At 69.4% G+C, this 13070-nt stretch carries 13 protein-coding genes; 3 read left to right on the top strand and 10 right to left on the bottom strand.

Translation table 11 applies throughout. The annotated features are described in order from the left end of the window. Positions 1–143: 143 nt before the first annotated feature. The 3 genes from dapF to miaA all read right to left on the bottom strand — a co-directional run bounded on the left by dapF (position 144) and on the right by miaA (position 2625). Positions 144–1013, bottom strand: coding sequence for a diaminopimelate epimerase (gene dapF, locus IG99_RS37420; protein WP_037682323.1), 870 nt, complete (start codon positions 1011–1013; stop codon positions 144–146). 61 nt (positions 1014–1074) lie between these two features. After that, positions 1075–1578 (bottom strand): membrane protein, encoded by a 504-nt coding sequence (locus IG99_RS37415; RefSeq protein WP_037682322.1) that lies wholly within the window; start codon positions 1576–1578, stop codon positions 1075–1077. 108 nt (positions 1579–1686) lie between these two features. After that, the gene (miaA, locus tag IG99_RS37410) at positions 1687–2625 is read right to left on the bottom strand and encodes a tRNA (adenosine(37)-N6)-dimethylallyltransferase MiaA (protein ID WP_037682320.1); all 939 of its coding nucleotides are present in this window, start codon (positions 2623–2625) and stop codon (positions 1687–1689) included. A 228-nt stretch (positions 2626–2853) separates the two neighbouring features. Here miaA and IG99_RS37405 point away from each other — a divergent pair, with 228 nt between their 5' ends. Beyond that, complete coding sequence (locus tag IG99_RS37405) at positions 2854–3225, top strand: hypothetical protein (protein WP_037682318.1); 372 nt, start codon at positions 2854–2856, stop codon at positions 3223–3225. A 23-nt stretch (positions 3226–3248) separates the two neighbouring features. Then, positions 3249–3533: an antitoxin gene (locus tag IG99_RS37400; protein ID WP_037682316.1), complete on the top strand. Its 285-nt coding sequence runs from the start codon at positions 3249–3251 to the stop codon at positions 3531–3533. A gap of 29 nt (positions 3534–3562) precedes the next feature. Here the strand turns inward: IG99_RS37400 and IG99_RS37395 are convergent, their stop codons facing one another. The 4 genes from IG99_RS37395 to IG99_RS37380 form a co-directional block, all read right to left on the bottom strand. Beyond that, positions 3563–4276 (bottom strand): class III extradiol dioxygenase subunit B-like domain-containing protein, encoded by a 714-nt coding sequence (locus tag IG99_RS37395; RefSeq protein ID WP_037682315.1) that lies wholly within the window; start codon positions 4274–4276, stop codon positions 3563–3565. A 153-nt stretch (positions 4277–4429) separates the two neighbouring features. Next, entirely contained in the window at positions 4430–5959 is a 1530-nt protein-coding gene (miaB, locus tag IG99_RS37390) for a tRNA (N6-isopentenyl adenosine(37)-C2)-methylthiotransferase MiaB (protein ID WP_051866370.1), read from the bottom strand. 435 nt (positions 5960–6394) lie between these two features. After that, positions 6395–7597, bottom strand: coding sequence for a hypothetical protein (locus IG99_RS49205; RefSeq protein WP_158973317.1), 1203 nt, complete (start codon positions 7595–7597; stop codon positions 6395–6397). Beyond that, the gene (locus IG99_RS37380; protein WP_158973316.1) at positions 7594–9528 is read right to left on the bottom strand and encodes a CHAT domain-containing protein; all 1935 of its coding nucleotides are present in this window, start codon (positions 9526–9528) and stop codon (positions 7594–7596) included. The genes IG99_RS49205 and IG99_RS37380 overlap by 4 nt, the downstream gene beginning before the upstream one ends. Positions 9529–9989: 461 nt before the next feature. On the opposite strand from IG99_RS37380, the gene IG99_RS37370 reads away from it, so the two are divergent. After that, the gene (locus IG99_RS37370; RefSeq protein ID WP_037682307.1) at positions 9990–11447 is read left to right on the top strand and encodes an FG-GAP repeat protein; all 1458 of its coding nucleotides are present in this window, start codon (positions 9990–9992) and stop codon (positions 11445–11447) included. Between the two features lie 66 nt (positions 11448–11513). Here IG99_RS37370 and IG99_RS37365 read toward each other — a convergent pair whose 3' ends face one another. The 3 genes from IG99_RS37365 to IG99_RS37355 form a co-directional block, all read right to left on the bottom strand. Next, a complete protein-coding gene (locus tag IG99_RS37365; protein WP_037682305.1) occupies positions 11514–11792 on the bottom strand; it encodes a hypothetical protein in 279 nt (92 codons plus the stop codon). A gap of 35 nt (positions 11793–11827) precedes the next feature. After that, positions 11828–12202 (bottom strand): VOC family protein, encoded by a 375-nt coding sequence (locus IG99_RS37360; RefSeq protein WP_037682304.1) that lies wholly within the window; start codon positions 12200–12202, stop codon positions 11828–11830. 107 nt (positions 12203–12309) lie between these two features. Then, a complete protein-coding gene (locus tag IG99_RS37355) occupies positions 12310–13059 on the bottom strand; it encodes a PP2C family protein-serine/threonine phosphatase (RefSeq protein ID WP_037682302.1) in 750 nt (249 codons plus the stop codon). Between the last annotated feature and the right edge of the window lie 11 nt (positions 13060–13070).

Raw genomic sequence — 13070 nt, 5'->3', positions numbered from 1 at the left:
GCACCACAGCAATCTCGTCCGGAGTCACACACCCTCAACGCCGCACCCGTCCCGAAGGACACGCGCCACCACAACCGACCTGACCAAGCCCTACTAGCGGCCCGCCAGGGCTCCCAGGCCTCCGATTCCAAGTTCCGCCTTGGTCAACGAGCGGCTGTTTCCAGCCACTGAGTGGCGATCTCGCCTTCGGCGACGATCACCGCGGGGCCGGTCATCTCGATCTCCCCGTCGGGCTTCTCGGTGATCACCAGGCGTCCGCCGGGGACGTCCACCGTGTACGTCGCCGGAGTCCCGGTGGCCGCCGGGTCGGCACCGTCCCTGCGGGCGGCGGCCACCGCGACGGCGCACGCGCCCGTGCCACAGGAGCGGGTCTCGCCCGATCCGCGCTCGTGCACCCGCATCGCGACGTGGGCCGGGCCGCGGTCGACGACGAACTCGACGTTGACTCCGTCCGGGTACGCCGAGGCGGGGCTGAACGGGGGCGGGGCGTACAGGTTGCCGGCGTGGTCGAGGTCGTCGACGAAGGCCACGGCATGCGGGTTGCCCATGTTCACGTTCCGCGCGGGCCAGCTGCGCTCGCCGACGCTCACCGTGACGTCCCCCTCGGGGAACCGTGCCCGGCCCATGCCGACCGTGACGTCACCGTTCTTGGCGAGGTGCACGGACTTCACGCCGCCGCGGGTGGCGACGGCGAGGTCCCCCTCGGTGACGTGTCCGGCGTGCTGGAGGTAGCGCGCGAACACCCGCACGCCGTTGCCGCACATCTCCGCGATCGAGCCGTCGCCGTTGCGGTAGTCCATGAACCACTCCGCCTCGGCCGCCATCTCCTCGGCCTCCGGGTGCGCGGCGGACCGCACCACGTGCAGCAGTCCGTCACCGCCGATGCCCGCGCGACGGTCGCACAGGGCGGCGACGGCGGCGGGGGTGAGGTCGATGGCGTTGTCGGGGTCCGGGACGATCACGAAGTCGTTCTCGGTGCCGTGCCCCTTGAGGAAGGCGATCCGCGTGCTCATTCCTCGATCGTACGGGGTGGGTACGACAGGGGCGGCAGCCGTGGTGGCCGAGGGGCGGGGCTCAGCGAAGCCGGGCCACGCGCCACACGGCCAGCGCCACGATCACGGCGAGAACGACGACGTACGCCAGTACGACCCGCCAGTCCGGGCGGCGCCCGCAGTCCCGCTGGGGCAGCCCGGGCCACGTGTAACCGACGCGGCGCGCGGCCATCATGCCCCAGCCGGCCGCGCAGGAGCTGATCAGCAGCCCCAGCATGGCGATCACGGCGCCGCTGTCGCCGAAGTCGAAGGCGAGCGGGAACGCGAACATCAGGGAGCCGGTCGCGGCCAGGGCCACGATGGGCGCGAGCTGCCAGATCCGCAGCCGGCGCTGCGGGCGCAGCTCGACCTCGACCTCGGGCCCGGAGGCGAACATCTCCTCGGGTTCGGGACCGTCGGCAGTCACACCGCCCTGGGTGTCGTCCGGCCCGTCGGGGCTCAGACGCTCGTCCTCGCGCTCCGGTTCACCACCCTCGGTGGTGAAGGGCTCGGTGTCCTGTGCGGTGTCACGAGGGCCGGCCTCCATCGCCACGCGCCCTCCCAACTCGGACTCCACTTGGTCGATCGAAGCTCGATGATGGCACGGCACCGGAGGCACGAATGGCGGCCTGAGCGTCCCGATGCCATGACGTGATCAGGCTGTAACCGGTCGTTCGACCAATGCCAGAGCGAGGTGAGGAAGTTCCGTGAGATCCACCGCCGCCCCACTCAACCAGTGCACCCGCGGATCGCGCCTGAACCACGAATCCTGGCGGCGCGCGAAGCGCTTGGTGGCACGGACGGTCTCGGCGCGCGCTTCGTCCTCCGTGCACTCCCCCGTGAGTGCGGCGAGCACCTGCTGGTAACCGAGCGCGCGCGAGGCCGTACGCCCCTCGCGCAGCCCGTGCGCGGTCAGGGAGCGCACTTCCTCCACGAGACCGGCCTCCCACATCCGGTCGACTCGGCGCGTGATGCGCTCGTCGAGCTCCGGGCGGGCGACGTCGACACCGATCTGGAGGGTGTCGTAGACGGAGTCGTGGCCGGGGAGGTTGGCCGTGAAGGGCTTGCCGGTGATCTCGATCACTTCGAGAGCCCGGACGATCCGGCGGCCGTTGCTGGGCAGGATCGCCTGCGCGGCCTCGGGATCGGCGGCGGCCAGACGGGCGTGCAGCGCGCCGGAGCCGCGGAGTATGAGCTCCTCCTCCAGCCGGGCCCGGACCTCGGGGTCGGTGCCGGGGAACTCGAGATTGTCGACGGCCCCGCGGACGTACAGGCCGGAGCCGCCGACCAGGATCGGCCAGCGCCCCTCGGCGAGCAGCGCGTCGATCCGCTCCCGGGCGAGCCGCTGGTACTCGGCGACGGACGCCGTGACCGTCACGTCCCAGATGTCCAGGAGGTGGTGCGGGACGCCGCCGCGCTCCTCGGGCGTCAGCTTGGCGGTACCGATGTCCATCCCTCGGTACAGCTGCATGGAGTCGGCGTTGACGACCTCACCGCCGAGTTGCCGGGCCAGGAAGACGCCCAGATCGGACTTTCCGGCCGCTGTGGGTCCGACGACGGCGATGACACGGGGGGCGGGGGGTGCACTGCTCACCGCACCAGTCTCCCAAACGTCACGCACTGCCTCGAACGAGTTACGTGACGGCACAGGTCCGGGGTCGTTGCCCGTTGCGAGGTTTCCCGCCGCCGGTTCTCAGGGGCGGCGACCCGGGCGGTGCATTCGGACGCTCCCCCAGACTCTCGCGAGCTCTCGGCTTCGCTCGGGCGGGGCGCCCCATGGCCACGCGGGATTTCGTCCGCACGAGTAACATATGGAGTTGATATGGGCGTTTTTGCGCGACTTTTCCGTAGGTCCAAGGCCACGGAGGAGGCGTCCACCGAGGAGGCGCGGGCCGCCGGGGCCCAGGCCGACGCCGCGGAGGCCGAGTCGACGGAGGAGAACGCGGTGGCTGCGGCCGACGAGTCGGCTGTGCGTGAGACGGAGGGGGCCGCCAAGGCCGAACCCGAGTCCACGTCGTCTTCCTCGTCGTCCTCGTCTTCCTCGTCTTCGCCGTCTTCGTCCGAGGCCGAGTCCGAGTCCGAGGACGCCGCGGAGGAACCGGCCGCCACCGCTTCCGAGGGCGTCGAGATCCCGAAGCAGCAGTCCGCCGGTGAGGCGGCCGACAGCGGGGCCGACGAGGGCGCCCGTACCTGACGGTTCAGCGTGGGAGGTGAGCCATGGGTCTGTTGCACACCATGAAGGCCAAGCTCGGCCCGGCCAAGCACAAGGTCTCCGACCTAGCGCAGCGGCACGAGGGCAAGGTGCACCACGGCCTCGACAAGGCGGCGAAGGTCGTCGACGAGAAGACCGGGCACAAGTACAGCGGCAAGATCCACACGGGCACCGGCAAGGCCAAGGACGCCATGGAGCGCCTCGCGCACAAGGACCCCGCGCACGAGGACGGTGACACGGCAGGGGGCGGCCCGACCACACCGCCCGGCTCACCACCGCCGACATCCTGAACCACACACAGAACGGCGGACCGGCTCGGCTACGACCAGGTCGCCACCACATAACCCACGCCGTACGGGGCGTCCGCGTAGAGGAGTGCGCCGGAGAGTCGCGCGCCCTCCGCCGCACCCGCGAGCACCTGCCAGGTCGCGCGCCCCGATGCCTTCAGTTCCTGGGCGAGCTCGGCGTCGAGCGCCATGACGGCGGCGGCATCGGCCGCTCCCAGCGCTCGCGCGACCTCCGCGTCGAAGGGCGCCGCCCGCTCGTCGAGGTAGCCCGGTGCCTTCAAAGTCCGGCACGCGCTGGCGTCGCCCATCACCAGCAGGGCCACCCGGTCGGCCCGGGCGCCGATCTCCCGGCCGGCCTCGGCACACCGCTCGGGTGCGAGGGGTTCCCCGACCCCGAGTCCCTCGATCGGCGCGTCGGACCAGCCGACCCGTTCGAGGAGCCACGCCGCCACGGCGAGCGAGGGCGGCAGCTCACGCCCGGACCCGTCGCCCGGGTCCCGGCCCAGCCGTACGTCGAGGTCCACGCCGAAGCCCCGGAACGAACCCCGGGTGCCCTCCGGGTGCGGGCCCCGGCCGCTCTGCTCGGCGGGGCCGACGACGACGAGCCGATCGGGCCGGGCGGCGGCGAGCACACCCAGCGCGTCCACGCAGGCGGCACGAGCCACGTCCAGCTCGGGCGCGGCCCCCGCGGCGACCTCGGGCACGAGAAGGGGCGGGCAAGGGCAGACTGCGGCGGCGACAAGCATGATCGGCAGCGTAACCCCGTACCCGAGCCGGAGGGCAACCGAACCGATGGACCCGGGCCCCCGGCGTCGGCACGGACACCGGGGTCGGCTCAGCCGTGACCTCGCTGGTCACCGCCTCTGCCGCGGCAGCACTCCCGCGACTCCCGCGTCCGCTCAGTCGCAGCCGCAGCCGCTTCCCGCGGCCACCGGCTCAGGGGCCGGGGCGCCGATCTTGGGGAGGCCCAGCATCACTCCGGCCGGCTTGGCGGCCTTCTCGGCGGTGCGCTTCTCCCAGGCGTCCCCCGCGCGGGTGCGGCGCACGTCGAGGACGGTGCCCTCGGCGAGGAGGTGGTGGGGGGCGGCGTACGTGACCTCGACGGTGACGACGTCGCCGGGGCGCACCTCCTGCTCCGGCTTGGTGAAGTGGACCAGGCGGTTGTCGGGGGCACGGCCGGAGAGGCGGTGCGTGGCGCCGTCCTTGCGGCCCTCGCCCTCGGCCACCATGAGGTCGAGCTTGCGGCCGACCTGCTTCTTGTTCTCGTCCCAGGAGATCTCCTCCTGGAGGGCGACGAGACGCTCGTAGCGCGCCTGGACGACCTCCTTGGAGATCTGGTTCTCCATGGTCGCGGCGGGCGTGCCCGGGCGCTTGGAGTACTGGAAGGTGAACGCCTGCGCGAAGCGCGCCTCACGGACGACGTGCAGCGTCTGCTCGAAGTCCTCCTCGGTCTCGCCGGGGAAGCCCACGATGATGTCGGTGGTGATCGCGGCGTGCGGGATGGCGGCGCGGACCTTCTCGATGATCCCGAGGTAACGCTCCTGCCGGTACGAGCGGCGCATCGCCTTCAGCACCGTGTCCGAGCCGGACTGGAGCGGCATGTGCAGCTGCGGCATCACGTTCGGGGTCTCCGCCATCGCGGCGATCACGTCGTCCGTGAAGTCGCGAGGGTGCGGTGAGGTGAAGCGCACGCGCTCCAGGCCGTCGATCCTTCCGCAGGCCCGCAGCAGTTTGCTGAACGCCTCGCGGTCGCCGATGTCGGAGCCGTACGCGTTCACGTTCTGCCCGAGCAGCGTGATCTCGGAGACGCCCTCGTCGACCAGGGCCTCGATCTCGGCGAGGATGTCGCCGGTGCGGCGGTCCTTCTCCTTGCCGCGCAGCGCCGGGACGATGCAGAACGTGCAGGTGTTGTTGCAGCCGACGGAGATCGACACCCAGGCCGCGTACGCGCTCTCGCGGCGGGTGGGGAGCGTGGACGGGAACGCCTCCAGGGATTCGGCGATCTCGACCTGCGCCTCCTCCTGGACGCGGGCGCGCTCCAGCAGGACCGGCAGCTTGCCGATGTTGTGCGTGCCGAAGACGACGTCCACCCAGGGCGCCTTCTTGACGATGGTGTCCTGGTCCTTCTGCGCCAGGCAACCGCCGACGGCGATCTGCATGCCGGGCCGCGAGGCCTTCTTCGGCGCGAGCCGGCCGAGGTTGCCGTACAGCCGGTTGTCGGCGTTCTCACGGACCGCGCAGGTGTTGAAGACGACGACGTCGGCGTCACCGTCCGAGCCCTCGGGCGCGCGCACGTACCCGGCCTCCTCGAGCAGCCCGGACAACCGCTCGGAGTCGTGGACGTTCATCTGGCACCCGTAGGTGCGCACTTCGTACGTCTTGGTTTCCTGAACGTCCACTGCGAGGCTCCGGTCGCTGCTGCTGGTCATGGGTCAAGAGTAGGTGCTCCTGGGAGACCCGGGCCCAGGGCTTCCTTCGCGGGCGGGTTTCTCGAATCGCTCCGTGGGACGGCCGGCCATGCGACCGCGGCTGGTGCGAGCCGAACGAACAGGAACCGGTCGCCGACGTACTTCGTCCCCCGGATCGAGACGTGGCCTTCGCCGCAGTCCATCGCCGGTTCGGTCCGCCAGGGGCATGGGCGACGCGGAGGCCATGGAAGGCGCGGAGGCCATTGAAGCCGCGGAGGCCGAGACTGCGAAGAGTCGGGTTCGACTACCAGCCACCGGCCCGGGACGCGCGGCGGTCCGCCTCGGGCGGGCGATGACCGGTCCGTCGGCGCCGCCGGTCGGGCCTCCGCGTCCGCGCCACCGCCGCATTCTCACGGTCCGATGCCGATCGTCGACTTCTCCTGCCCCGCCCGACCGTCATGCACTTTGGAAAAGGTCGCGTGCGGCGTTTCGGATGACGTCCAGGCCCCAGTATGCCGAGTGAGTCCACAGGCCGGATGTGGCCAGGTGAGGGGCCTTCCTGTCCTCGGGGCGAGACCCGTCCGACAGAACGAACACCCTGTTGGCGATGAAGGCCAAAGGGTCCATCGGCTCCCACACGTTGATCCAGCGTCCCACCGCGGTGGGCAGGGTTATCGGCGTCTCCCCACCGAACGGGCTCAGGCCATTGCGTGGATCCATCAGCTGGAACAACGGCCACTGACTGCCGAATGTCAGAAGCCCCCGGGCGTGAACGGGGTGGTCACCTGCCGTCATGAGGTCAAGCATGATGACACCTCCGAGGCTGTGGCAGATGAAGCGCGCCGGGTTGTCCGCCCCGCCCGTTCGCTGATCCGGGGGTCGGCCTGCGAGGCCGGCTTCGTCGTCGTAGCGGCCCAGAGCCTCTCGGACACGTGCGTGAATCTGCTGCTGGTTGCGCTGGTAGACCGCGATGTCACCGGCAAAGCGAGCGAAGCCGGGGCTCAGCTCCGTCCTGAGGTAAGCGTTGAGGCGGCCGGCCGCCGCGCCGATAACGGCCCCCGCAGCACGGTCCATGTCGTGGAGTCTCTGCCTCAGCCAGTCCCCGGCACCGCGCACGTCCTGTTCAGCGAATGCCCCGGTGTCATTGCCGGCAAGCGCCACACCTATCTCGGAGAGGACCACCGCGTCCCGGACACGAGGCAGATACGTCAGCTCGCCCCACACGTCCTCGAGCTCAGAACCCCAGACAGCTTCGGGGCCTCGAACAACTGCTCTGCCCTCCTGTCCCTCGCGGGCGGCAGCCTCGGCGACGACCTGGAAGCCTTCCTTCCAGTAATCGGATCCGTCCCGTACCGCGCCAGGCCGACTCGCCGCGACCAGTCCCGGATCGGTAAGGAGTGCCCAAACAGGATCATCCGCCGCAGGAGCCGGTCTTGCCTCAGTGCCGGGCGCCACATCAGCTCGGGTGCCGACTGCCGCTCCGAGTTCGGGAATCACCTGGTCCAGGAAATCACCCCGGCCACCGAGATCTCCCCAAAAAATCGGGTGCAACTCCATGTCGGCGAGGGCGAGCCGGCCACCCAGCGTCTTGACCCTTGCTTCAAAACCGTCGCGGTCACGGTTGGCAACGCCATGAATCACGAACACCGGAGTAGTCATCCTGGATTCACCGCCTTGGCACGCGGGTCCCCATACACCGTGTATGCCAACCAGGTCGAGTCACCTGGCATGTTGTCGCGCGCCAGGGAGCGCGCCTCACTCACCGATTCACCCAGTGTCAGCCCCGCCCTCAGCCGCTCATAGAGCGTCCCGGCGAAGAGTCGTGCTGTGGTATCGCGCACGGCCCAGGAAGTTCCGATGACTGCGGCGGCTCCCGCTTGCAGGAAGACATCGGCCCAGTTCTCCAGGCTCGTATAGTTCGGGGCACTTCCCTGAGTGCGGCAGGCATTGAGGAAGACAAGGGGGCTGGTAGCCGTGAGAGGGCATGTCACCGTGGCTATGGCCATGTCCTGCGGCTCGAAATCGCCGTCAGCGAAGCGAATGCGACTTCCACGCGCCGCGCGGTAGGTGTTGTGGCACGCGAAGTGCAGGCAGTCGAACGAGGGATTCCCAAGTGCGTCGATCAGGACCTGCCGATCGCGAACCTTGTTCGGCGTGGTCAGGTGCAGCTTCAGAGCGATGTCACTGACCTCGGACTCGGCCTCCTGCGGGGAGCCGTCCGGGACGACAAAAGTGGGCCGCTGGAGGGTCAGCCGCCTACGACGAGTGCTGTTCATGACCCATCGCACGACCGGGAAGTGTTCGACAAGGAAGTGGCCGAGCCCAGAGCCGGTTTCGTCCAGCGGATACAAAAGTTCCCATGGCACGACTTCTCGGTCACTGAAGATCGTCATGTGACTGATGGCGTCCGCGTTGTCGAGGATCGCCTTTTGGATGGGATGGGGAACCAGTTCCTTCCACAGACGGAATCCCTCATTCTCCATTCGTTTGCGCGCCGCGGCCGGCGCGAGGAGGCCCGAAGCGGACGCGTACGAGTCGAACTGCGGGATCAGTGACTCGATACGGTCACGGAGGTCCCCTTCGATGGGTCGGCTGGGGACCTCTTGACGTTGCGCGTCGGTAATGAACAGAAATCGGAAAGTCCTGCTCATGTCGTCGTACATTATCTGAAGGCTGGCCTCTTCCTGAGCTGCTTCACCAACGTCGAGGGAATTTCCCACTTCACGGGTCGCGCCGACATCAGCCGTTTCCTCCGACACCTGAATCTGGACTTCCAGCACACCCAAGAAGGTTCCACCCCGGTACGCGGTGAACCTCAGCGAAAAACTGCCCACGACGTCGGGCCGCACCATGAAGAGCCCCGGCGGAGAGTCACCATGCTCAGGGACATGAATCTCGACGATGCGTTCGCCCCGGACCTCGAAGGAGTCTGGGACGGTCGCGACGACCGTGATCGTCACACCGCCGGGGATGTCGAGAGGTACGCCCGTAGCCACTTCGGATGCAGTTGTCTGACGGATGGACACCTGGATGGGAATCCACTGATGCCTACGGACAGCTTCTGGCAGTTCTGCCACCATCTCACGTCGGACGTTTTCGGGAACCTCCACAACCGCAGGTTCGCGAGGAGGTGCACCAGACAGCTGCACCGGCGGAGCTCCGTCTGCAATTTCTGTGCCGAGCGTCAGGTCCGGGGCGCCTCGAACAATCGGGATCAGCCTTGCATCCGAGGCGATGGGATACATATCGGCGACACCGGCGACCCGGAAGTCGGCAACCACCGCGTTCACATCTGTACGCAAACGCACCAGTCGGTTCTCGTTCAGCTCACCGACTCGGATCCGCTCAACGTCCACGCTCCCCAAGGAGGCACGAATATGCCCTTCTTCCTCTTCCAGAAAGCGGAGCGGCAGAGCTCGATGAATACCGGCCCCATCGGTGACCAGAGCCCATTCTGCCCTATCTGTTTCTCGATCCACCAAGAGATGACTGATGTGTCCCAGAACTCGCTGACCGTACACCACGGAAGAACGCGAGAGACCTGCGAGATCGTCCGCATCGGAGTCAAAGGGCCCATTGATTGCAAGCATGGGGACCACGACCTACGTCAAGGTGCCGGGGATGACACGCGACTTACCATGGAGTGCCCGGGCTTCGACCGCCCCATGAAAATTCACCGCTCCCGCGCCAGGGATTAGGTGAACCTCCCCACGCCTTATTTTCCCACCCCACCCAGACATTGTCGCGGCGGCACCGGTTCAGGGTCGGGAGTGTTCGCCTGGGAGAGAGCAGCGCCGCGAACTCAGCGAGCGCACGAGGGCGGAGTGGTCGGCCACGAGGTCGGTCCGCGGCTCCACAGGCGGACGAACGAGCCCGACAACAGGGCGCCCGGGCCCCGCGTGCCACGGTGAACCAGAGCGACCCGTCGCCGTTTGTCACTGACCTGTCACAGCCGGGCACGGCCGCACAACTTCCGCACGGCATCCCGTGTCGAACTCGGCGTCGGTAACAAACGGGAAATCTCCGACCAACGCGGAAATGGGGGCAATCCATGATCAACCGTAAGAACCTCTCGCTCGGCGCCGCGGCCTTCCTGCTCGTGAGCGGAGCCGGCATCAGCGCTGCGCCCGCCGCGTTCGCGGGCACGCCGGGCGGAACGTACGCCAATGACCGCAACAGCGACTTCGACGGCGACGGCTACGCCGATGTCCTGACCGGCGCCCCGGGCGGCACCGTCGGCGGCAAGAAGGGCGCGGGCTACGTCACCGTGCAGTACTGCTCGGCGAGCGGCATCGGAACCACGAACACGCGTCCGAGGGTGCGTACCGCCGTCTTCAGCCAGTCGACGGCCGGGGTGGCCGGGACGGCGGAGCCCGGGGACGCCTTCGGTGCCGCCGTCGCCACTGGGGACGTGAACGGCGACGGCTACGACGACGCGATCATCGGCTCTCCCGGCGAGGACCTGGCCGGGGTCGTGGACGCGGGCAGGGCGAGTGTGCTGTACGGCTCCGCGAGCGGTCTGCGGGGCACCGGCAGTGTCTCCCTGCAGGCCGTGCGGCCGAAGCGGGAGTCCGGATACGGCGGCGCCGTGGCCGCGGCCCACTTCACCGCGGCGACCCCAGGCGACGGGATCGCCGTGTCCGACGACGACGGCGTGGACCTGTACTCCGACGAGGGCCCCATGGTCCGCGTCACCCGCCTGGAGACAGTCGACGACCCCGGCGACCGGTCCGTCGTCCCGTTCAACCTGACCACCGGCAACTTCGACGGCGATGCATACGCCGACCTCGTCGTCTCCGGGTTCAGCCTGGTGGACGACGAGGGGGTCCGCGGCCGCTCGGTGGTGTTCGAAGGCGGCCGGCACGCCCTCAGCTACGCCCGTGACCTGACCGGCGGCCCGGCAGCCGCGGCCGGCGACATCAACGGCGACGGATACGACGAGCTGGTCACCGGCGAGGAGGGGAGCGCCGAGTCCGGCGGCCTCGTCTCCATTCGCTACGGCGGCGAGGAGGGCCTCACCGACCTCGCCGACGAGCTGACCCAGGACTCCCCCGGGATCCCGGGCACGGCCGAGGAGGGCGACGGCTGGGGCACCGACCTGTCGGTCGCCGACACCAACCGCGACGGCCGCGCGGACATCGCGATCGGCGCCCCCGGCGAGGACATCGGGACGGTGCGCGACGCGGGCGCCGTATGGGTGATCCGCGGCCAGCAGCGCGGCTGGACTTCGGACGGCGTGCGCTCGTTCAACCAGAACACGGCGAACGTACCCGGCTCGGCCGAGGCCGACGACGCCTTCGGCGCCCAGGTCCGGCTGGTCGACACCGACCGCGACGGCCGCGCCGAGCTACTGGCCGCCGCGCCCGGTGAGAACACCGGCGACGGCGTCGCGATCGCCTTCCCGGCGGCGACCACGGGCATCGCCGCCAACGGCTCGTGGCTGTATGGCGGCGGCTCCCTCGGCGCCTCCGGCACGGACGCGCGTTTCGGCGCGGCGATCGACGAGTAGCGCACCTCGTCCCCCGGCTCGTCCCCCGGCCGGAACAGAGACTGGAACAGAGACTGGAACAGCCGGTCAGATCTCCATCACGGCATCGCAGTCCGGGCAGATCACGGACGCGTGCTCCTTCGGATACCAGGGCCCTTCGGGGTGTTCGGAGGGTTTCCAGCGGGCTGTCTCCATGGCGAAGGTGTCCTTGCCGCAGAGGGTGCGCGGTCCCGTCGTGCCGGGTGTTCCGGGCGCGACGGGTGCCGCGTGCACCTTGCGGACCGGCCGTTCCGCGCCGCCGGGCGTTGCCGTGGGGGAGCCCGTGGCCGCCGGCTGGTCGAGTTCGTAGACGACGATCTCGCTCATGTCTCCACCGTAGGGGTCCCGACGCGGTGGCCCGCCTACGCGGGTGTCTGGAGGACGGAGAGCACATTGCCGGCGGGGTCGGTGAACCACGCGATCAGCGGGCCGCCGCCGCGGAAGATGCCCTTTTCGTCGGCCTTCAGGTGGTCGTAGCGCTCGAAGCGCACGCCCCTGCCGGCCAGCTCGTCGACCGCCGCCTCGATGTCGTCGACGGGGAAGTTGAGAATCGTGTACGTCGCCGGGACGTGGTCGGGCTTGGGGTACACCAGGACGTCCCGGTCCCCCGCGATGTGCAGGGTCAGAAGCCCGTTCGCCTCGGACACCCGCAGCCCGAGCGTCTCCCCGTAGAACTTTCTGGCCGCGTCGATGTCGTCCACCGCGAAGCCACTGAACGCCTTCGTCGTACCGAACATGATCGCCTCCCGGGCAGGGTTCCTTGAGTTGTGGACCGGCTGAGAGCCGGAAACTCATCGGCCGACGACTCATCGGCCGACGACGCATCGGCCGCGCCCGGACCGGCTCAGTCCTCCGCGACGCGTACGAGAGCGAGCGTGATGTTGTCGGGACCACCCGCCTCCATGGCGGCCTTCCACAGCTCGAAGGCCGCCCGCCCGTCGTCGTGCTCCCGCATCACCTTCGCGGGCACGTCCGGCGGCACCGGATCGGTCAGGCCGTCGGTGCAGATCAGGTAGCGGTCGCCGGGGGTCAGGGGCACGGCCGTCACATGGGGGCTGATGGCGTGCCGGCCGGTGCTGCCGCCCAGGCACTGGGTGACGAGGGACGTGGTGCGCCGCCCGGGTTCCAGCGGAGGACTGTCGTCGACGCTCAGCTGCCGCATCCCGTCGCCGGAGAGCGCGAGGACCTTGCTGTCGCCGACGTTGAACGCCAGCAGCGAGTCGGACCGTACGACGACTCCGGCGACCGTCGTCCCCATGGCGGTGAGCTCGCTCTCCTCGTCGCCGCCGGCGGCCTCGTGCACGGCGCGGTTGCAGTCGATCAGGGCGTCACTGACGTCGTCCTCACCGGCGAGCACGGGACCGACCATCGCGAGCCGACGGACGACCAGGGCGCTGGCCACCTCGCCGTGGGGATGCCCGCCGAGCCCGTCGGCGACGGCGACGACCAGGGGCGTTCCGAGCGGGAAGACGAGCGCCTGAGGGTTCTCGGTCACCGTGGCGCACAGGGTCCACGGCCCGACGACGAGACTGTCCTCGTTCCGCTCACGAAGCATCCCGGGATGACTCAGCGCGCTCACAGCGACGTACGGCATACAGCGCCACC

Origin of the sequence: Streptomyces griseus subsp. griseus (assembly GCF_000720255.1) — a bacterium.
GTDB classification, from domain to species: Bacteria; Actinomycetota; Actinomycetes; order Streptomycetales; family Streptomycetaceae; genus Streptomyces; species Streptomyces griseus_I.
Note: the sequence above shows the minus strand (reverse complement) of the source record. Positions and strands in the feature narration are given on the sequence as shown.